The organism is Novosphingobium clariflavum (genome assembly GCF_026420865.1).
GTDB classification, from domain to species: domain Bacteria; phylum Pseudomonadota; class Alphaproteobacteria; order Sphingomonadales; family Sphingomonadaceae; genus Novosphingobium; species Novosphingobium clariflavum.
Genome location: NZ_JAPCWC010000018.1, coordinates 38,471 through 55,755 on the forward strand (window position 1 = coordinate 38,471; position 17,285 = coordinate 55,755).

27 protein-coding genes and 1 tRNA gene are annotated in these 17,285 nt (G+C 65.4%); 13 read left to right on the forward strand and 15 right to left on the reverse strand.

Features of this window, described 5'->3' with window-relative positions; genetic code table 11:
• Nucleotides 1–74: 74 nt before the first annotated feature.
• On the reverse strand, nt 75–2,015 hold the full coding sequence (locus tag OKA11_RS18055; protein WP_267222858.1) for a methyl-accepting chemotaxis protein: 1,941 nt from the start codon (nt 2,013–2,015) through the stop codon (nt 75–77).
• 375 nt (nt 2,016–2,390) lie between these two features.
• A complete protein-coding gene (locus OKA11_RS18060) occupies nt 2,391–4,499 on the reverse strand; it encodes a transglycosylase domain-containing protein (protein ID WP_267222860.1) in 2,109 nt (702 codons plus the stop codon).
• Nucleotides 4,500–4,790: 291 nt separating this feature from the next.
• Between OKA11_RS18060 and OKA11_RS18065 the strand changes: the two genes are divergently transcribed.
• Nucleotides 4,791–4,866 (forward strand) — tRNA-Val (locus OKA11_RS18065).
• A gap of 28 nt (nt 4,867–4,894) precedes the next feature.
• Here OKA11_RS18065 and OKA11_RS18070 read toward each other — a convergent pair.
• The 3 genes from OKA11_RS18070 to OKA11_RS18080 form a co-directional block, all read right to left on the reverse strand.
• On the reverse strand, nt 4,895–6,094 hold the full coding sequence (locus OKA11_RS18070) for a tyrosine-type recombinase/integrase (RefSeq protein WP_267222862.1): 1,200 nt from the start codon (nt 6,092–6,094) through the stop codon (nt 4,895–4,897).
• A 121-nt stretch (nt 6,095–6,215) separates the two neighbouring features.
• On the reverse strand, nt 6,216–6,446 hold the full coding sequence (locus OKA11_RS18075) for a hypothetical protein (RefSeq protein ID WP_267222864.1): 231 nt from the start codon (nt 6,444–6,446) through the stop codon (nt 6,216–6,218).
• Nucleotides 6,446–6,676, reverse strand: coding sequence for a hypothetical protein (locus tag OKA11_RS18080; protein ID WP_267222866.1), 231 nt, complete (start codon nt 6,674–6,676; stop codon nt 6,446–6,448). Before OKA11_RS18080 ends, OKA11_RS18075 begins: the two co-directional genes overlap by 1 nt.
• A 44-nt stretch (nt 6,677–6,720) precedes the next feature.
• On the opposite strand from OKA11_RS18080, the gene OKA11_RS18085 reads away from it, so the two are divergent.
• Nucleotides 6,721–6,957 (forward strand): hypothetical protein, encoded by a 237-nt coding sequence (locus tag OKA11_RS18085; protein ID WP_267222868.1) that lies wholly within the window; start codon nt 6,721–6,723, stop codon nt 6,955–6,957.
• 22 nt (nt 6,958–6,979) lie between these two features.
• Here the strand turns inward: OKA11_RS18085 and OKA11_RS18090 are convergent, their stop codons facing one another.
• From OKA11_RS18090 to OKA11_RS18130, 9 genes are all read right to left on the reverse strand, one after another.
• Entirely contained in the window at nt 6,980–7,474 is a 495-nt protein-coding gene (locus tag OKA11_RS18090; RefSeq protein WP_267222870.1) for a hypothetical protein, read from the reverse strand.
• Nucleotides 7,471–8,541: a DNA methyltransferase gene (locus OKA11_RS18095; RefSeq protein WP_267222939.1), complete on the reverse strand. Its 1,071-nt coding sequence runs from the start codon at nt 8,539–8,541 to the stop codon at nt 7,471–7,473. Before OKA11_RS18095 ends, OKA11_RS18090 begins: the two co-directional genes overlap by 4 nt.
• Complete coding sequence (locus tag OKA11_RS18100; protein WP_267222873.1) at nt 8,448–9,149, reverse strand: DNA polymerase III subunit beta; 702 nt, start codon at nt 9,147–9,149, stop codon at nt 8,448–8,450. Before OKA11_RS18100 ends, OKA11_RS18095 begins: the two co-directional genes overlap by 94 nt.
• A gap of 20 nt (nt 9,150–9,169) precedes the next feature.
• Nucleotides 9,170–9,469 carry a hypothetical protein gene (locus OKA11_RS18105; protein ID WP_267222875.1) on the reverse strand — a complete coding sequence of 100 codons (300 nt, stop codon included), beginning with the start codon at nt 9,467–9,469 and terminating at the stop codon, nt 9,170–9,172.
• Nucleotides 9,470–9,575: 106 nt separating this feature from the next.
• Nucleotides 9,576–9,818 carry a hypothetical protein gene (locus OKA11_RS18110; protein ID WP_267222877.1) on the reverse strand — a complete coding sequence of 81 codons (243 nt, stop codon included), beginning with the start codon at nt 9,816–9,818 and terminating at the stop codon, nt 9,576–9,578.
• Nucleotides 9,815–10,150 (reverse strand): hypothetical protein, encoded by a 336-nt coding sequence (locus OKA11_RS18115; protein ID WP_267222879.1) that lies wholly within the window; start codon nt 10,148–10,150, stop codon nt 9,815–9,817. The genes OKA11_RS18110 and OKA11_RS18115 overlap by 4 nt, the downstream gene beginning before the upstream one ends.
• On the reverse strand, nt 10,147–10,389 hold the full coding sequence (locus OKA11_RS18120) for a hypothetical protein (protein WP_267222881.1): 243 nt from the start codon (nt 10,387–10,389) through the stop codon (nt 10,147–10,149). The genes OKA11_RS18115 and OKA11_RS18120 overlap by 4 nt, the downstream gene beginning before the upstream one ends.
• On the reverse strand, nt 10,386–10,508 hold the full coding sequence (locus OKA11_RS18125; RefSeq protein ID WP_267222883.1) for a hypothetical protein: 123 nt from the start codon (nt 10,506–10,508) through the stop codon (nt 10,386–10,388). Before OKA11_RS18125 ends, OKA11_RS18120 begins: the two co-directional genes overlap by 4 nt.
• Before the next feature lie 198 nt (nt 10,509–10,706).
• Nucleotides 10,707–11,624 carry a LexA family protein gene (locus OKA11_RS18130; RefSeq protein WP_267222885.1) on the reverse strand — a complete coding sequence of 306 codons (918 nt, stop codon included), beginning with the start codon at nt 11,622–11,624 and terminating at the stop codon, nt 10,707–10,709.
• 38 nt (nt 11,625–11,662) lie between these two features.
• Between OKA11_RS18130 and OKA11_RS18135 the strand changes: the two genes are divergently transcribed.
• Entirely contained in the window at nt 11,663–11,971 is a 309-nt protein-coding gene (locus OKA11_RS18135; protein ID WP_267222887.1) for a helix-turn-helix domain-containing protein, read from the forward strand.
• Nucleotides 11,968–12,207 (forward strand): hypothetical protein, encoded by a 240-nt coding sequence (locus OKA11_RS18140; protein ID WP_267222889.1) that lies wholly within the window; start codon nt 11,968–11,970, stop codon nt 12,205–12,207. The genes OKA11_RS18135 and OKA11_RS18140 overlap by 4 nt, the downstream gene beginning before the upstream one ends.
• A gap of 57 nt (nt 12,208–12,264) precedes the next feature.
• On the opposite strand, the gene OKA11_RS18145 is transcribed toward OKA11_RS18140, so the two are convergent.
• A complete protein-coding gene (locus OKA11_RS18145; RefSeq protein WP_267222891.1) occupies nt 12,265–12,516 on the reverse strand; it encodes a hypothetical protein in 252 nt (83 codons plus the stop codon).
• Nucleotides 12,517–12,889: 373 nt separating this feature from the next.
• On the opposite strand from OKA11_RS18145, the gene OKA11_RS18150 reads away from it, so the two are divergent.
• From OKA11_RS18150 to OKA11_RS18190, 9 genes are all read left to right on the forward strand, one after another.
• Nucleotides 12,890–13,258: a hypothetical protein gene (locus tag OKA11_RS18150; protein WP_267222893.1), complete on the forward strand. Its 369-nt coding sequence runs from the start codon at nt 12,890–12,892 to the stop codon at nt 13,256–13,258.
• A 4-nt stretch (nt 13,259–13,262) separates the two neighbouring features.
• Complete coding sequence (locus OKA11_RS18155; protein WP_267222895.1) at nt 13,263–13,490, forward strand: hypothetical protein; 228 nt, start codon at nt 13,263–13,265, stop codon at nt 13,488–13,490.
• A 288-nt stretch (nt 13,491–13,778) separates the two neighbouring features.
• Nucleotides 13,779–14,108 (forward strand): RusA family crossover junction endodeoxyribonuclease, encoded by a 330-nt coding sequence (locus tag OKA11_RS18160; protein ID WP_267222897.1) that lies wholly within the window; start codon nt 13,779–13,781, stop codon nt 14,106–14,108.
• On the forward strand, nt 14,105–14,317 hold the full coding sequence (locus OKA11_RS18165) for a hypothetical protein (protein ID WP_267222899.1): 213 nt from the start codon (nt 14,105–14,107) through the stop codon (nt 14,315–14,317). The genes OKA11_RS18160 and OKA11_RS18165 overlap by 4 nt, the downstream gene beginning before the upstream one ends.
• A gap of 43 nt (nt 14,318–14,360) precedes the next feature.
• Nucleotides 14,361–14,936, forward strand: coding sequence for a hypothetical protein (locus tag OKA11_RS18170; RefSeq protein WP_267222901.1), 576 nt, complete (start codon nt 14,361–14,363; stop codon nt 14,934–14,936).
• A gap of 3 nt (nt 14,937–14,939) precedes the next feature.
• A complete protein-coding gene (locus tag OKA11_RS18175; RefSeq protein WP_267222903.1) occupies nt 14,940–15,110 on the forward strand; it encodes a hypothetical protein in 171 nt (56 codons plus the stop codon).
• Nucleotides 15,110–15,451: a hypothetical protein gene (locus OKA11_RS18180; protein WP_267222905.1), complete on the forward strand. Its 342-nt coding sequence runs from the start codon at nt 15,110–15,112 to the stop codon at nt 15,449–15,451. Before OKA11_RS18175 ends, OKA11_RS18180 begins: the two co-directional genes overlap by 1 nt.
• Complete coding sequence (locus OKA11_RS18185; protein WP_267222906.1) at nt 15,399–16,256, forward strand: hypothetical protein; 858 nt, start codon at nt 15,399–15,401, stop codon at nt 16,254–16,256. Before OKA11_RS18180 ends, OKA11_RS18185 begins: the two co-directional genes overlap by 53 nt.
• 11 nt (nt 16,257–16,267) lie before the next feature.
• Nucleotides 16,268–17,281, forward strand: coding sequence for a major capsid protein (locus OKA11_RS18190; RefSeq protein ID WP_267222908.1), 1,014 nt, complete (start codon nt 16,268–16,270; stop codon nt 17,279–17,281).
• Nucleotides 17,282–17,285: the final 4 nt, after the last annotated feature.

Consider the following 17,285-nt stretch of genomic DNA (forward strand, 5'->3'; position numbering starts at 1 on the left):
CGGCGGGCAGCAGGTGATCCGGCACGGCCGGATCACCTGCCCTCAAAGCGAACCGAAGGGGGCGGCAAGCGCCGTCAGAATTCAGACCAGTCGTCCGGCGCCGCGGCCACCGCCGTATTGCCCACCGAGATCCGCGGCGCGGGAGCGGAAGGCGATGGGGCGGAGTACGATGGGGCGGAGTGCGAGGGCGCCGACACCGCCGGGCCCGGCATGGCCAGGACCGGTGCAGATGCAGGCGCATAGGCCGATGCGGAGGATGCCCGCATCGATCCGGAGCGCGATGCGCCGCCCATCGTGAACCGGCCGACCAGCGTACCCATGCGCACCGCCTCTTCGGCAAGGCTGCGCGAGGCGGCAGTGGACTGCTCCACCAGCGCCGCGTTCTGCTGCGTGCTGGTATCCATTTGCGCCACCACCGTGTTGACCTGCTGGATGGCCGCCGCCTGATCGCCGGCGGAGACCGCGATGGCATCGATCATGCTGGCCAGCGTGCCGGTGCGGCTGACGATCTGCTCCAGCGCGCCCTTGGTCCGGGTCATCATCTCGACGCCGTTGGCGACATCGGCGCCGCTGCCCTTGATGATCGCGGCGATTTCCTTGGCCGCCCCGGCCGAGCGTTCCGCCAGCGAGCGCACTTCGGTGGCGACCACCGCAAAGCCCTTGCCCGCATCCCCCGCGCGCGCCGCCTCGACCCCGGCGTTGAGCGCCAGCAGGTTGGTCTGGAAGGCGATCCCGTCGATCAGCGAGACGATCTCCTCCATCTGGCGGCTGGAGCGCTGGATCTCCTCGATGGCGGCAACCGCCCGCAGCATGACTTCGCCGCCTTCGATCGCCTCGCGCTCGGTCAGCTGGGCGTTCTGGCGGGCATCGCCGGCGATCTTGGCGGTCTCGGTGATGGCATCGCTGATCGAGCGCACCGAGGCCGCCGATTCTTCCAGCGCCGCGGCCTGCGAGGACGTCCGGTCGGCGAGGTCGCTGGCAGCGCTGGCAATTTCGGAAGAGCCCACGCGCACGCTTTCCGAGGCCCCGGAAACCTCACCCATGACATCGCCCAGCGAACCGACGGCGTCGTTGAAGTCGACCCGCAGGCGTTCGTATTCCGGCGGGAAGGCCTGCTGGATGGCACAGTCGAGCCGCCCCGCCTTCAACTGGTCAAGCCCCTTGCCCAGCGCGGCGACGACCTGGCGCTGCACGGCGGCCTGTTCCTCGGCGGCGGCGCTGGTGCGGGCCTCCACGCCGTGTTTGATCGCCTGCAGGGCATTGGCGATCTGACCGATCTCGTCGCTCTGGTCACACCCCGGCACCGCACGGTCGAGATCGCCGCCGGCCATGTCCTGCATCGCATCGGTGAGCGCCGAGAGCGGTCGAACCAGACGGTTACGCAGGACCAGCAGCACGAAGAGCAGCGCCACGCCGATGGCCACAAGCAGCGCCACTACCCAGGAATTGGAAGTGGTGACGTCGGCCTTGCCTTCGCGTCCCAGCTTCTCGCTGATATCGAGATTGAACTGGACCTCGTGCGCCAGAGCCGTTTCCAGCCGTTCCCCGCAAGGGCGCACTTTCTGGCCATAGAGCACCGTTGCCTGCGCCGTCTCCATGTTGATCGACAGGCGCCGCACCGGCACGGCATTGGCCTTCCAGTCGCTCCACGCCTTGCGCAGGGTATCGTACAAGGCACGCTCCTTCGCATCGGAAACCAGCTTGTCGTAACTGGCGATCGCGGCATCGGCGTCGGTCAGCGCCTTGTCGAGCTTTGCGTCGATGAGTCGGGTCCCCTCGGTGGTCGGCTCGAGAATGTGCTGGGCCAGCGTGATCCGCGCCAGAGTTGTCCGCGATCGGATGTCGTTGAGCGCCGCCAGGCTGGGCACGGTATTGTCCGCCGCATACGTGATCCGATCCCCCAGCGAGGAGATGAACTTCAGCGCCGTGAAACCACAGGCCAGCGCCGCCAGCGCGATCAACGTGGTGGCGGCCATGGTGACGGTACGAATACGCAGATTTCCGAGAATGAGCATCGCACACCCTTGCATTTGATTCCGGGGCCGTTGTTGCCGGAGCCGTTGGTTCCGGGGCCACCGGTTCCGGTGGCGACCAGTTCCAGAGCGACCAGTTCCAGGGCGACCGGTTCCGGGGCCGAGCAACCGGCGATGGCACACGGCCCTTCCGCGCAGGATTTAGCAGGCACAAGCAAACGCTTGCCGCCCGGCGACATAGGAAGAGTTCCCGATATTCGATTAGGAGATCGTGAAGCGAGCGCGGTGAGGCGCGCGACGGGAAGCCCGCGAGGCAATCCGCGCCATGGAGGCAGAGTGGGACAGGCCGAGCGGGGCGGGGCAGGCCGAGCGGGGCGGGCGCGGACCTGCTGCCCTGGCTACCGCCCCCCCTGCGGCTCAGTTGCCCTTGGGCGGCGATCCTGCGGCCGGTCCCTGCTCGCCCAGCCGCTGGCCATTGATCTGCAGGCCCTTCTGGTCGAGTTTCAGTTCCAGCGGCACCCCGTTGATCTGGCCGTTGACCGTCGCCGCATTGTTCTCGACCTTGACGTCGCCCACGCTGACGTCCGGCGTCGCCCCGCTCGGCACGACATCCGGCAGCGCGGTGGGAATATCGCCGATGTCGGGCACGTCGAGCGGTTCGATCGGCCCGCTCGGGTTCGGGCTCGGCTTCGAGGAGGGCGCCGCCCCGCCGCCTTCACGCAGCGCCTGGCGCATGAAATCGCGCCAGATCTTCGCCGGGATCGAGCCGCCGGACACGCCCTTCAGCGGCGTGTTGTCGTCATTGCCGACCCAGACGCCGACGACATAGTCGCCCGCATAGCCGACGAAGAGCGCGTCGCGGTTCTCCTGGCTGGTGCCGGTCTTGCCGAAGTTCGCCGCGCGCAGCCGCGCCCCGCGCCCGGTCCCCTTGTTGACGACCGCGCGCAGCAGCGTCTCCATGTCCTCATGCTCGCTGCTCGAGAGCGAATGGCGGCCGTCCAGCAGCCAGTCGAACCAGCCCTCTTCCGGCACCGGGAAGGCGCGCGGCTCGACCGGGAAGCGGTTGGCGGCGACCCCGGCATAAGCGGCGGTCAGCTCCATCAGCGACATCGTCGAGGTGCCGAGAGCGAGGCTGGGATCGCCCTGCGGCATCGGCGAGGTGACGCCGAGCCGGTGCGCCATGTCGATCACCGCGGTATCGCCGACTTTCTGGAACAGGCGCACGGCGGCGACATTGCTGGAACGCGCGAAGGCGTCTTCCAGCGTGATCGTCTGCGAATAGGCGCCGCCGGCGTTCTGCGGGCGGTAGTACCCCGTCTCGATCGGCGTGTTCTCGATCGTGTCCTTGGGCTTCCAGCCCTTGTCGAGCGCGGCGAGATAGACGAACAGCTTGAAGGTCGAACCCGGCTGGCGGCGCGCCTGGGTCACCCGGTTGAACGGCGAGGCGGCATAGTCCCGCCCGCCGACCATGGCGACGACTTCGCCGTTGCGGCGCATCGCCACCAGCGCGACCTGGGCCGAGCCGATCCCCGAATTCTCGATCGCCCGGCGCGCGGCGGCCTGAAGCCGCGAATCGAGCGTGGTGCGATAGGTCTGCGGCGCATAGCTCGCCTCGTCGATCATGCGTGCCTGCGGCAGCGCCCAGTCGGCAAAATAGGTGCCGGTGGGCAGTTCGTTCTGCACTCGCACGTCAAGCCGGGGCGGGCGGATCGCCCGCGCCTGAGCAGGGGTCAGGAAGTTCGCCTCGACCATCGACTGGACGACCAGCTTCATGCGCTCGGCCGCGCCTTCGTAATTTGTCGTGGGGGCAAGACGCGAGGGCGCCTTCATCAGCCCGGCCAGCATCGCCGCCTGCGCGGGCGTCAGGTTTTCCGGCTTGCGGTGGAAATAGTGCAGCGCCGCGGCGCGCAGGCCGTAGCAATTGTCGCCAAAATAGGCGTTGGACAGATAACGTTCGAGGATCTCGTCCTTGGTCAGCCAGGCTTCCAGCCAGAACGCGATCAGCACCTCGCGCGCCTTGCGCGTCAGGCTGCGTTCCGAACTGAGGAAGGTGAACTTCGCCAGCTGCTGGGTGATCGTGCTGCCGCCCTGGGTGCTGCCGCCGGAAACGTTGCTCCACATCGCCCGGGCAATGCCGCGCGGATCGATGCCCCAGTGCGAATAGAAACGGCGATCCTCGATGGCGATGAAGGCCTGCGGCACATGGATCGGCAGCGTCTTGATCTCGACCGGTGCATCCACGATCGCCCCGTTGCGCGCGATCGGCGTGCCGTCCGCGGCCAGGAGGGTGATCTGCGGCGGCGAGATCGGCTGGAGCGATTTCGACAGCGGCGCGGTCACCGCCAGCCAGGCGATCAGCAGGAAGAAGGCCAGCAGCAGCGCGGCGGTCCCGCGCGTGATCCACCACAGACGCGTGCGGCGCTTTGGCTGCGGCGCCCGCGAATCGGGAGCGGCGCCGGAAACAGGCTGATCGGGCAGGCCTTCCGGGGCCGTGGCGGCGGAAGGCAGGGGCTGAAGGTTATCCATCGTCTGGCCCCGCTATACTTCGGCGCGCCCGCGCCGAAAAGCACCGACCGCACCAACGACCGTCCTGCCCCGTCGAGCGCCTTGCAAGCGCACGCCTCTGCCCAGCGCCGCGGCCCTCTGCGGCACCCCATCGGCGGCACTCCATCGGCTGCAATGCCCCTCCCGGCGGCAATGCCCCTCCCGGCGAAATGGCGGATTTTCACGCTGTTTGCCCATCATCGGCCGACATCCGGCGGATCCCCGGTTGACGCCTGCCAAAAATCCCGTATTGGCGCTGCTTCCGGCACGCCGGGGCGGTTAGCTCAGTTGGTAGAGCATCTCGTTTACACCGAGAGGGTCAGCGGTTCGAGCCCGTTACCGCCCACCATTTTAAACTCACGGCTTTCCGGGGTTTTTTAGGATCCGTTCCTCACGATAGATTTGTTGTTATCAACCGTGATGGACACGGTGTGGACACGCCGCCACTTGGTGGCCTCGCGGTCTACCTGCTCCCACAGTTTGGTCAGCGCCCGAATCGCGGCCTTCATTTTCGTCGGATCGACGTGGGCATAGATCTCCGAGGTCGTCTCCAGAGTGTCGTCCTCGTCCTTGTGTCCGAGCAGCGCGCTGATCTGTTCGCCAGGCACCGCGCTGTTACGAAGGTGCGATGACACGGTGTGGCGGATGGTCTTGGGAATGACCTTCTGAGGGAGCCCTAGAAGCCGGCGCATCGTCCGCCACCAGATCTTGCGCGACTTCACCGGCTTGCCGTCCGGCCATGCCTTGAACAGAACCTTGAGCGGCTCGATCACCGGCACCACGGGATTGCGCTTGTTCGTCTCCGGCCATCCGGCTGGGTGCATATTCGCCACCTGCCCGTGCCACTGCTTGTCCGGCTCAAATGCCAGGCCCGCGTCCGGACGGACGGCCGTGCCGATCAGCAGCCATATCCAAGCCTGCACGTCGGGCTCGTGGTCCGCATAGGCAACGATTGCCCCAAGCTGCGCCGGGGTGAGCACCAGCTTGCGCGGCTTGGACCGAAGCGTCTTATCGACGCTGGGGATACGCGGCGCCTTGTCGATACGCTTTTCTTCCTCGGCATGGCGCAGCGCGGCGCGCAGGTCATCAATGTTCCGCTGCACCGCCTCGCCAGACACGCCGTTATGCTTGTGGTTGTAGGCCCGGCCGTCCCACTCGACTGCCCACGAATGCGGACCCATCCGCCACCGGCGAAACCGGGCAACCGAGCTCTTGGTGATGTCCGCGACCTTGGCCCCGGTGGTAAGTTCGTCCTGCATCAGGAAACCGATCCAAGCGCGGAACGACGATTCCACCGTATCGATCCGGTGCACGTCAGGCCCATGCTCGCGGAGATAGTGAAACAGGTGGGGCACAAGCTCGGCCTCTTCGTTGTCCTGGCGCTTCTTCGACCTCAACCGCGCATCGAAGGCGCGCAACTCCTCTTTGGCCGCCTCGAGATCCCGGCACTTAGTAGACCGATAGACAAGGGCTCCCTTTTCTCGTCCGGTAATCTGCCAGATGTCTGGCGATCGACCGTCGCGGCGCTTGTCGAGCCAATAGTCTCCGACGATGAAGGGGCTGGTTTCACGTGACATAATTCGTTCGTTTCGATCTTGGTTACGAGGTCGAGCGCACCATAGCCGGCGAGCTCCTGAAGCTGGGCGAGAGTGAAGTTGGCGCCGGTCCCGTTGCGCAGGGCGCGGCGGAACTTGTCGGCTATGGCGTGAGCGGACATGGCAGTTTCCTCCATGCGAGGTGGCGGAGCATATCGAGGGCCAGCGCATCGACCTCGCGGAAGTCGTCGCAGCCTGCGTCCCAATCCCCGATGCCGAGGGCGCGCAGCAGCACCTTGACGGTGTGCCGGGATACACGGATGTGCATGTCTCCCTGTTCGGAGATGCGGCGTCCCAGCGCCATTATGACGCGGTCGGTTCGGTCGATCGCCATCAGAACGGAATCCCGTCAGAGTCGCCGGTTTCGAACAGCTCGATATCCACCGGATGGCGGGCGCACGCGACCAGCCGCGTCTCCATGACGAAGAATTCCATCTGCGGGTTCGATCCAGCCAAGCGTGCCGCTTCGCGCTCCGCATCATGCAAGTAGGCATGACGATACTTCGGAGGGCTCGGGCTGCTGGGGCACCAGACGATGTAGAATGAGGTCTTCTTGTCGGTCATGCCGCCTTCCTTTGCTTGCGGGCGCTGTGGATTATCGCAAGGACATGATCGGGAAGCTCCTCCTCCGGCATGTCTTCGAAGAGCTGGCCGAGACATGGAGGACAGTCACCGCGATCAAGCTGTGCGTCGTTCCAGTCGCGACACTGCACGCATTCGATGCAGGTCCGCAGGCGATCCCAGCGATGGTCCCAAACGCCTTCGGTGATCTCGTGCCGATCGCCCGGCTGGATGATCTCTCGGCATTCGCAGCACTGATGGGGTTTACGTGCTGTCTTCCATGATCGGAGGAACAGGGACGGCACTTCACAATAGCACATCGCCGTCCTCCTGATCGGGTTCGTCATCCCACGGGATGCCGGCGGCGAACGCTTCCGAGGCCTGATCGAGTTCGCGGATTGCCTCCGCCCCCTGATCCTCGAAGGCGACAATGCGGCTGGCGACCACCAGGCGCGTGAAGGCCTCACGGTCAACGCGTGCCTTCGGCCCTGCGAGAATCACGGCGCGTGCGATCTTCCGCATCATCTCGCGGCAGTCGGCCGGGTGATGCTCCTCATTGAGTCCGCCAATGCAGGTCGAGCTGTCGCATGCCTCTTCCTCGGTCTCGTGCCCGCAGACCTCGTCGAAATCGAAGCCAAGAGCCCGGGCGGCGGCCCGTGCGGCGACTTCCACCTCGTCGGCTGGCAGGATGCCGTCCGGCTGGGTGCGGTAGGCGTAAGCGTTCGCCTCGTCGAAGCGCTGGCGCGACCACTTGCGGATATGCTTCCCGCAATCGCTGAACTGGATGTAGAGCCCCGTCACGCCGCATCCTCCAGCCCAAGCAGGCTGAAGAGCGTCGGCACGGCCGCCAGCTTCTCTGCCTCCTGCAGATAGCGCACGCTGTGCGCGAAGTAGTCGGGGTTGAGTTCGCTGCCGGCGCCGCGCCGCTTCTTCAGAATCGCGCGCATAGGGACGGTGCCGAGGCCGCAGAAGGGATCGTAGACGAGATCTCCCGCCATGCTGAACCGGTCGATCAGGCGGTCGACGATGTCGAACTGGAGCGGGCAGACGTGCTTCTCGCGGCCCTTTGCCACCTGCTCGGCGTTGAGCGTGCGCATGCGCACCACATCATCCCACGTGCCGGGATCATGCGCACCGGGGGCGAGGCTCATGAAGGTTCGCGGCAGATGGCCGCGAGCGTCGTTGGCTTCGCGCGCCTCGATCTTCTCGCCAATGGCAACGTGCGTGGCGAAATCGTAGATCATGCCGCGCGTGCCCTCCATGAAGGCCTTCACTAGCGGCCCGACCTCCATGTCGCCGAAATGCTCCGCCGCTTCGCGCATCTCGGCTGGCATGGCGAGGCGCTCGCCGCTCGACCGCCAGAAGGCGTGCGCGTCGATCTGCCACTTCGCCAGGCTGTATCCCTCTTCCTCACGGGCGACCTCTCCGAAGGCTCCCATTGCAGCCTCCTCGAATTCTGGATGGTCGATGTCGAAGCGGCGTCCGTCGACCAAGACGACGGCGGTCTTCGCCGCCTTGCGCACCGGTGTGTCGGCATAGCCGCGGCTGCGGTCGCTCTGCGGCTTGCGCATGATCAGCACGTATTCCGGCGAGCCGACGCCCATCTTCGTGCCGTCCTTGAGCATCTCGCTGTAGGAAAGCCGGTAGGTCTGGTTGTTCTCCCGCACGACGTCGGTGTTGACATGGATCATGCCCATGTACTGGAAGCCGTGGCGCATATAGTGATCGATGCACTTGGCGTGGAACGGGTTGACCGTGGGAACGCCCTCCCCCGTCACGCTGCCGAACATGATCCGGTCCTTGACGTGAATGCAGGCGATCCGGCCGGGCGCAAGAGCGCGCAGCAGTTCCGGGGTGAGGTAGTCCATCTGCGCGAAGAAGTGCGCATCGTCATCGGTATGGCCGAAGTCGTTGTAGCTGGCCATGCGATCTCGCTGGTGAGGCTGGCGATCGTGTGGCCGTTCGTCGTCGTGAAACGTATCTTGCCGTCTTCCGGGTCGATGAAGATGCCGCAGAGGTAGTAGCGCGTCTGCTCGGTGCTGGCCGACCAGGCGGTGCGCGCGATGATGCTTGCCAGCAGCTTGCCCGGAACCTCGATGGTCGGGCGATTGCTCTCGAAAGGCAGCGCCGGGAAATCGTCCGGCGGCAGAACGGGCAGCACCCACCGACTGCGCCCCGCCTTGGCGATCAGGCGGTCATCCTTGAGTTCCAGATTGATCTGCGCGCCATCATCCGTTGCGCCGGAGAGGTCGGCCAACTTGCGCGCGTCGACCGTGGTGAACAGGTTGCCGCCAGATGCCAGGGCCACATGCTGTCGGTACTCGACGTCAATGTTGCTGGTGACGATTTCAAGTCGGTCGCCGGCTGCCTGCAAGCGGGCGTTGGAGAGGATCGGGATAGTATTGGCGCTCTTGATGATCGTCGCGGCCGACTTCATGGCCTGCGAGAGAACGCTGCGCTCGATGGTAATGCCCATGTTCGGGGTGCCTCGTTGGATCAGTAAGGGAGGTCGGCGTCGGTGATCGTCTCGCGCCCGGCGATCTGCTCACGCGCCTTGCGGAGCGTGGTTTCGACCAGGGCGGCGAGCGTGTCGGGCGCCGGAACCTTGTTGAGGCCGGTGGCGCCGGGCCAGATTCGGGCGAGGTAGGCGGCGACCGCCTCCTGCTCGGCTGGCGTAAGGTGGAGGTTACCCGCGGCAGCACCGGTTGCCGCGGGCGGGGAGGAGAGTTCCGGAACGGCGGGGGGCGCGCTGCTCCGGCCGGTGCTTTGGGATGGGGTGGTGGCGGAGGCAGGCATCACAGGCCGCCCCAGATGGAAGCCGGACCGATGGCGGCGACGGCGCACAGCGCGGCGGCCAGCAGCATGATCAGCGTGAATTCGCGGAGGGGCGAGCGGGCGGCCATTACTCAGCCGCCTCGCTCGCCGTGCGACCCGCCGGGCGGGGAAACAGGAGAAGGGCAATCGCCCCGAAGGCGATCATGGAAAGTGCCAGGCCGCCGAGGATCATCAGGACGGCATCGAACGTGCTCGACAACACGAAGTCGCGCCCGGCTGGGTGCGTGCCCATATAGCTGAGCGAATAGCGGTCAAGGCCGATCAGCGCGGCCGCGCCCAGGGCGAGGACGATGGCGACGGCGCGTTTCATGCCGCCACCTGCCGGAAGGCTTCGGCCTTCTGCTCGAGCGCGCTCAGCATCCGCCGAACGTCGCTGATCTGCATCGCGATCAGGTCAACCTTGTCCGAGACGTGGAACGCCTCGTTACGGATGCCATCGTGATAGGCGCTCGCCTTCGAGAACGGGAACAGGCCCGCCTCGGAGATGTCCTTCGTGTAGCCGCTGCAGCCACCCGCCGACCCCCGGCGGTGCCACATCTTCCAGCGGAGCGACCAGATCAGCCAGCAGGCCTGGCCCTCGGGCGTCGGCACCAGCTTGCGCAGGAAGCGGCCGTTGCGGCTGCGGAGCGGGCGCGCCTTCACTGCGCGGCACCGGAGCGGTCAAAGCCCCAGTCTTCCAGCAGCAGTTCGGCGCGGATGCGCGCGTCTTCCACGGGCCAGCCGTGGCGGATGCCTTCGCTGTCCAGCGCGGCGAGCAGGTCGCTGATGGCAGCGGCCGCCACCGAGCGATCGTCGCGCGGCGTGCGCTCGGTAAACACGATGGTCTCCGAGCCAGCGCCCGTGCCCCGCGTTACGGTGATGTTGGATGCGCAGTCCATCATGCCGGCGCCTTCGTCGCGGCATTGCGCATGTGCGGGTAGATGGCGCTGAACGCTGCCCAACTAAGGGCTACACGGCGCCAGCCGGTAACGGTGATACGGAAATAGTCGGGGTCGCCCATGACGGTCTCCAACAAGGCTCCCGGCGGGTCTGCGCTTTCGGCTCACCGCTCGGCTGTTGGATTATGAAAAGCATATCCGAATATGCTTCGCAAGGGAAAAGCACATTAGAATATGCTTTTCTAAAAAGGCCGCGTTGATTCGGCCAGTGACCCTCAATGAGTTCTGGAGAACGGATGCGTAGCGCTTGAGGCTTGGCGTCAGGAAACCCGGGGCCGGTAATCGCCGATCACAATGCCTTTGATTTCCACCGACACTATTTCACTGGGAAGGCTCTCGATGCAAATCGGCGCCTGGAATTCCGGCTGGGTGCTGCGAGGCCAGAGCCAACGCTTACCCTTGTCGTCGACGCGCAGTTCCTTCACCGTCGCCTCGACATCGCCGTGATGATCATAGGCGAACGCAATTACATGGTCGCCATGCTGGGGCATGCGATAGTCCAACATGTCGACCCAGACGACAATCGCGCCTTCCTTGTACTCCAAGTCCATCGATGCGCCCGATACTTCCAGGGCCTTTGCCTTTGAGCGGAAGCGCGGAGCGACAGGCAAATCGATAGCATACCAGTCCGTCGAATCCCATTCCACCGCGTCCACGAACACTCCTGCCTGCACCTTACCGACAACCCAGATTGACGTCGGAGACGGCGGCTCTGGCGTTTCGCCAGTCAGTTTCCAGGCAGGCACTTTCGACGCGCGCGCCAGCTTCGCATACGTCATCATGTCGAGCGACTGGCTGTGGCCGTTAAGGAAATTGTAGATCGAGTTTTTGTCCACAGCGGCCGAACGCGCCCAAGGCGCGATCTTCAGCTTATTGTCCTGAATGAATTTGTTCAGGATTTCCCGCTTCTCATCCGGTGTCTTTGCCATCTTGCTCGCGTAGCAACTGGATAGCATATCGCGGTATGCACTTGATCCTTGCAAAGCATATTCCGGTATGCTTTCGTCGCGCGCATGCTCGAAGACCTCATCATCGACATTCGCGAATGGCTGGGACTTCCCGGTAACTCCAAGGCGAAGCTGGCCCGGCTGACCGGCCTTCATCGGAACACGCTGCTCAGTTGCGACCGCGCGGATTGGAACCCGACGATGGAGGTGCTGCGGAAAATCGAGCCGCACGTCCGTCCATCCAGCCGGCCTCGCACGGACGTCGCCGCATGAGCGCCCGTTGCCCACACTGCGGCGGCAACATCGCCGAGGGCGCGCCGGTCACGCGCGGCAAGTGGTGGGTGGCGCCGATCGCGACCTTCTACGACGGCGACCAGGTTGCCATGCCCCGGTATCTCTCGCGCACGCTCTACACGATCGCCCTCGCAAACGGCCGTCCGGTCACGCACCGCGATTTCCCCAACATCACCCCGCAGACGCTGGCCGGCCATATCAGCCAGCTCCGCCGTCTGTTCGGCGAGAAGCTGCCGATCCGCGGCGTGACGAACAAGGGATATGCCTGGGAGGCCCGGGCATGAGGAGCCGTACCCAGGATAGCACCGATGCCGCAGCGCTGCGCCTCATCATCATGTCGCGGCAGTGCCCGACGAACGACATGCTGGCCGCAGCCATCGGCGCGCGCGGCGCGGCCGCAGGTGCCGCTGCGCTCAGGCGACTGGAAGCGTCGGGGCAGATCACGATCGAGCGGAGCGCTGGCTGGCGCATCGTCCGCGAGACGCAATACGGCTGCAAGTTCGAAGGGCCAGACGAATGAAGCGCGAGAACATGCAGGCCAGCAGCGCCCGCATTGCGGCGCTGACCGCAGCCGAGGCTATGCCTGTCCCCGTACCTCATCATCAATGCGGCGGATTGCCTCCTGTATGGCCTCAACAAGTTGTTGAGCTTGGGCAGGTGTCGCCCCCAGTTGAAGGCTTTGCACTTCCGGCTGATCGGATCCTTCCGGAAGATGTGCAAATTGTAGGCGTAGCAGGACGTGAAGAGGCGTCTTTGCGACGCGGGCATCGACCAGCGGCAAAAGCTGCACCGATCCATCCGGCAAGTAATCCCATTCCGAAAGCGCCATCGACGATCTCCGATTCTCCGGGGGTGATCCTCCCAGAGGACAGCGCCGACGTCCACTGCGCGCGGTGCGGGGAGCGGTGCTGCCATCACAGCGACCTTGAATTCGCCGGGCTGGTGAAGATCGGAGGGGTAGCGTGAAGCACGCCCTCGGCGCCGCGATCATCGGCTGGATCATCATCGACCATCTCATAGCCCCTGCCCTGCTCCTGGTGGCGCGCCGCTTCCGGTCCTGACCGGCGGCTGGCCGGCATCCCGGCGACGGGGAGGTGCTTGTTCTCATTCGCGCTCATGCAGCGCTTTTACTTCGCAGGTGCAACACAATCATGGTTGGCAACACATCTTCCCAACAAAATCTGGCGGATAGGCTGGCCGAAGTGCTTCGCAAGATGGAGCGCGATGGCGAGAACCTGCACGCACTGGCGCGCAAGGTGGGCGAGGAGCTGCGCGACCTGCGCCGCTGGGCACGCGGCACCACCCTGCCCGGCCACGTGCTGGTGGCACTGCTGGACGAACTGCCGCGGCACCATGCCGACTACCTGATCGGCGCGACGCAATTCCGGCTGGTCGCCAAGGACGCGTCGCCCAGCGCGACGGCGCTTATGGCGGCGGCGGCAACCAGCCGGTTCAGTGCCGAGGTGACTGAGCGGATGGCCGACGGCGAGTGGTGCCACCGCGACGAGGCTGCCGCCAAGGAGGATGCCCGCGAGGTCATCACCAACCTGCAGAACTACGTCGGGGAGTAGGGCCATGGGAAACGCCGACATCGACGTGCCCGGCATGCCGCCGACGAATCCGAGCCTGGAGCGGCTGGAGACGATCGTGCGGCTCTGTGAGCAGGCTGACCGCCGCGCCGACGTGAAGATTGCTCGCGCCGAAGCTGAGAAGCTGCGTGCTTCCGGCGCGCTTGCTGCGGCACGGGCCGACCGGGACGCATGGATCGCGAACAACCCTGACCCGCAGCTGATGATGTTCTGAGGGCACCATGGGACACGATACAGAGACATTCGCATGCGGCCACGAAGCGGCGGGCGGCAATCTGATGCCGGACGGGCGCGGCGGACACCGCTGCCGAGAGTGCCATCGCGCGCGCTGCCGCGAGAGTTGGCACCGCCATCAGGTCGACCGGCGCCCTCCGCGGCAAGATTTCGAGCTTCATGAAGAGGAGATGCAGCGGAGCAGCAATCGCCTGCTGCAAGCGATGTACCGCGCCCATCCCTACGTGTTCGATGCCGCAGAGAGATCCGGCAGACAGGCGGTGCGGCCGTGATTACCCTGCCATTTCCCCCAGCCGCGCTCTCAGGCCACGCCAAGGGCCATTGGCGGCGCAAGGCCGGCGTGACCAAGAAATGGCGCGCCTGGGCGTTCGCAGCGGCGCTGGCGGCCAAGCTGGAGGTGTCTGGAGAGGGTGATATTCGCCTGGTGGTGCGCTTCTACCCGCCTGATCGGCGCAGCGACCGCACCAACTTCCCGAACCGGATGAAGCCCATTTTCGACGGGCTCGCAGATGCGCTGAAGGTGAACGACAGGCGCTTCCTGCCTTCGTTCGAGTTCTGCGAACCGGAGAAGCCCGGGCGGGTGGAGATCTTGCTGTGAGCGGCTTCGTCGCCATGGAGCGAGGCGCGCTCGACCATCCGCTGCTGAAAGATGCGGAGCGCTTCCGTGCGTGGTTCTGGATCGTCTCCAAGGCCTGCTGGAAGCCGACGCCCTACGACGTCAACGGGAAGATCATTTCGCTCGATCGCGGCCAACTTTGCGCGTCACGTTCGCAGCTTGCCGACCCTTGCCATTCGCTGCGGCCGTGACGCTCGCTCGCGCCCGTGGAAGCGCTGGCATCAGCAGAACAGCATGCTCGTCGCGGGCGACATTGTGCTGGAAGCGCAGAGGTGGCACCCGGACGCGATCTTCGTCGATGCCGGCAACATCGGCGCGGCCATCATCGACCGTTTGCGCCAGCTTCTACCCGACACGCCGGTTTATGAGGTGTGGTTCGGTTCCACCAAGGTGCGCCAGGCCCAGTTTAACGGCAGCGCTACCAACGTCTTCAACAAGCGCACCGAGATCTGGACCAACATGCGCGAGTGGCTGAACGGCGGCGCGATCCCGGATGATCAGGGCCTGAAGGATGACCTAACCGGCCCGCTCTACAGCTTCGGCGGCGATGACGTCTCCATCATGCTCGAGCGGAAGAAGGACATGAAGAAGCGCGGCCTGGCATCTCCGGACGACGGCGACGCGCTGGGCCGCATCCTGCGCGACCAGAGCGCCGTGGAGCAGATCCGCGCCAGCCGTGCCCAACAGGAGCAGGCCCAACAGGCGGCCGCGATGATGCCGGCCGTCCGCGACGGCGCGGACGCGGCCAAGCTTCTTTCCGAAACCGACGCCGGGGGCCGCTCGGCGCTCTCCGCGATGATGGGGCAATAGTACATGTGCGGTTTGAATGGCCTAGGCGGGCTCGCCACCAGCAAGCAGGGGCTGGCCTCGGCGGCGCTGGGCGTCATCGGTGGCCAGGTGCTGAAGGGTAAGTCGAAGAAGTCCGCCCAGCCGCAGCGTTACGGCGACGGCACGACCGATCCCGCCACCGGCGCGACGTCCTGATGATCGATCTATCCCGCGAGGATGCCGAGTATTTGCTCGGCCGTCCCGAGTTTCGCCGCTTTCTTTTCGTCGCGATTCAAAGCGCCGGAATCCTGAGCCAAGAAGGTCCTGCTCATGGGCCGATACAGCGTGACCTCAGCTTTACCGAGGGGCGCCGGAGCCTGGGGTTCGAGATCCTGAACATGGTCGACCAAGGCCAGCCGGAAGCCCTGCGCCAGCCCGGCGGACTGGTGACCCTCAGCGCAGTGATCCGCGAAGCGATGAACCCCGATCCGAAGGAGAAGACCCGTGACAAAGAACGCAAGTACGACCGGTATGCCGACCTCGGCGACGATGGCTAGCAGCCTTCCCTATGCAGCCCGCTTCGCCGGTATCCGCCCGACTGCCATGGAGCGCCGCCACGGGCGCCTGCTGCGCGCGCCGGATCACGATGCAGGCACAGCTGCTGCCGATCCTGCACCCGCGCCAGCCGCAGCCGATCCCGCACCAGCCAGCCCCCCAACCGCTGATCCGTCCGGCGCTGCCGCGCAGGCCGCGCCCGCGGGAGAACCGGCCGCGGCCGAAGACGAGACCTCGCTTCTCGGTGGCGCTCTAGCGAACAAGGACGGCAAGACGCCGCCTGCTGAAGCTGGCACCGATCCGAACGCCCCTGCTGCGCCGGAGCATGTCATTCCCGAGGCCTACGAGCTTTCGGTCGATGGCATGGACCTCGACAAGACCGCGATCGACGAGGCTACCCCCGCCTTCAAGGAAGCGGGCCTGTCGAACGACCAGGCGCAGAAGCTGATGCCCGCGGCCGCGAAGTTCCGCGACACCGTGGCGAACGCAACGCTGCAGTCGATCGTCGATGCCGGCGCCAAGCAGCGCGCCGACTGGCGCTCCGCGACCGAGGTCGATCCCGATATCGGCGGCGCGAAACTTGAAGAGACGTTGCACCTCAGCGCGAAGGCGCTCGACGCGCTCGGTTACCCCGAGGGGTCGGACTTCCGCAAGGTGCTCACCGAGACCGGCTTCGGCAATCATCCCGAAATGGCCCGCATCATGCGCCGGGTCGGCGAGATGGTCTCCGAAGACGGATTCCCGCGCGATGGCGCAACACCCGCAAGCCAAATCTCGCCCGAGAAGCGGCTCTATCCCAACGACTGAGGGGAACCACCATGGCCGTACTTGGCTTGTCCTATTGGAACCTGATCGACGTCCTCAAGGCGGGCGGCGATGGCATCGGCGACGTCGTCGAGGCCCTGACCCAGCTGACGCCTTTCATGAAGGACGCCAACGTCCTCACCTGCAACAAGGGCACGAAGCACGCTTCGTCGATCCGTACCGGCCTGCCTGCGGCCGCGTGGGGTGCGCTCTACCAGGGCATTCCGCAGAGCAAGGGCCACTACACCCAGGTCGAAGACACGACTGGCTTCCTTGAGGGGCTGTCGAGCGTCGACAAGCGCTTGCTCGATCTCAAGCCCGAGCAGGCAGCCAAGCTGCGGCTCATGGAGGCCCACGGCTTCTTCGAGACCTTCGCGCAGACGATCGAGAGCGCGATCTGGTACTCGGACGTGAAGATCAATGGCAAGCAGTTCCACGGCCTGGCGCCGCGCTACAATTCGCTGGCCAATCCGAACGTCATTCCCGGCGGCGGGACCGGATCGGACAACACGTCGATCTGGTTCGTCACCCACGGTGACGGGCAGACCTCGGTCATCACTCCCGAGAATATCGCGGCAGGCGTGCAGCGCGAGGACAAGGGCGAGCAGCGCGTGCTCGATGGCGCCGGCAATCCCTACTACGTGAAGGAAGAGCTCTTCACGCAGCACGTGGGCATCGCCGTGAAGGACTGGCGCTACAACGTTCGCATCCCGAACATCGACGTTTCGGACGTGATCGCCGGTTCGGTGAACCTCAACAAGCTGATGCGCTCGGCGTATTTCCGCATGCAGGGTCGCCGCTCGTACAAGATGGAGAAGCAGGGCGAAATGAGCCCCGGCCGCACCGCCATCTACATGAACCGCACGATCATCGAAGCTCTCACCAACGAGAGCGTCAATGCCCGCGGCACCGACAACTTCGTCCGCCTTACCCCGATGGAAGTCGCGGGCGAGGAAGTTCAGAGCTGGATGGGCATGCCGATCCGCGAGACGGATGCCCTGCTCAACACCGAAACGCTGGTTTCGTAAGCCA

Excerpts from the sequence above, each read along its gene's own strand:
- OKA11_RS18100 (WP_267222873.1), bottom strand. The coding sequence starts at position 9,149 with ATGGGCATTACCATCGAGCGCAGCGTTCTCTCGCAGGCCATGAAGTCG.
- OKA11_RS18135 (WP_267222887.1), top strand. The coding sequence starts at position 11,663 with ATGAGCGCCCGTTGCCCACACTGCGGCGGCAACATCGCCGAGGGCGCG.
- OKA11_RS18175 (WP_267222903.1), top strand. The coding sequence starts at position 14,940 with ATGTGCGGTTTGAATGGCCTAGGCGGGCTCGCCACCAGCAAGCAGGGG.
- OKA11_RS18110 (WP_267222877.1), bottom strand. The coding sequence starts at position 9,818 with ATGAAACGCGCCGTCGCCATCGTCCTCGCCCTGGGCGCGGCCGCGCTG.
- OKA11_RS18180 (WP_267222905.1), top strand. The coding sequence starts at position 15,110 with ATGATCGATCTATCCCGCGAGGATGCCGAGTATTTGCTCGGCCGTCCC.
- OKA11_RS18105 (WP_267222875.1), bottom strand. The coding sequence starts at position 9,469 with ATGCCTGCCTCCGCCACCACCCCATCCCAAAGCACCGGCCGGAGCAGC.
- OKA11_RS18080 (WP_267222866.1), bottom strand. The coding sequence starts at position 6,676 with ATGACCGACAAGAAGACCTCATTCTACATCGTCTGGTGCCCCAGCAGC.
- OKA11_RS18120 (WP_267222881.1), bottom strand. The coding sequence starts at position 10,389 with ATGATGGACTGCGCATCCAACATCACCGTAACGCGGGGCACGGGCGCT.
- OKA11_RS18170 (WP_267222901.1), top strand. The coding sequence starts at position 14,361 with ATGCTCGTCGCGGGCGACATTGTGCTGGAAGCGCAGAGGTGGCACCCG.
- OKA11_RS18190 (WP_267222908.1), top strand. The coding sequence starts at position 16,268 with ATGGCCGTACTTGGCTTGTCCTATTGGAACCTGATCGACGTCCTCAAG.
- OKA11_RS18070 (WP_267222862.1), bottom strand. The coding sequence starts at position 6,094 with ATGTCACGTGAAACCAGCCCCTTCATCGTCGGAGACTATTGGCTCGAC.
- OKA11_RS18055 (WP_267222858.1), bottom strand. The coding sequence starts at position 2,015 with ATGCTCATTCTCGGAAATCTGCGTATTCGTACCGTCACCATGGCCGCC.
- OKA11_RS18085 (WP_267222868.1), top strand. The coding sequence starts at position 6,721 with ATGATCGGGAAGCTCCTCCTCCGGCATGTCTTCGAAGAGCTGGCCGAG.
- OKA11_RS18095 (WP_267222939.1), bottom strand. The coding sequence starts at position 8,541 with ATGGACTACCTCACCCCGGAACTGCTGCGCGCTCTTGCGCCCGGCCGG.
- OKA11_RS18125 (WP_267222883.1), bottom strand. The coding sequence starts at position 10,508 with ATGGGCGACCCCGACTATTTCCGTATCACCGTTACCGGCTGGCGCCGT.
- OKA11_RS18155 (WP_267222895.1), top strand. The coding sequence starts at position 13,263 with ATGGGAAACGCCGACATCGACGTGCCCGGCATGCCGCCGACGAATCCG.
- OKA11_RS18075 (WP_267222864.1), bottom strand. The coding sequence starts at position 6,446 with ATGGCGATCGACCGAACCGACCGCGTCATAATGGCGCTGGGACGCCGC.
- OKA11_RS18140 (WP_267222889.1), top strand. The coding sequence starts at position 11,968 with ATGAGGAGCCGTACCCAGGATAGCACCGATGCCGCAGCGCTGCGCCTC.
- OKA11_RS18060 (WP_267222860.1), bottom strand. The coding sequence starts at position 4,499 with ATGGATAACCTTCAGCCCCTGCCTTCCGCCGCCACGGCCCCGGAAGGC.
- OKA11_RS18145 (WP_267222891.1), bottom strand. The coding sequence starts at position 12,516 with ATGGCGCTTTCGGAATGGGATTACTTGCCGGATGGATCGGTGCAGCTT.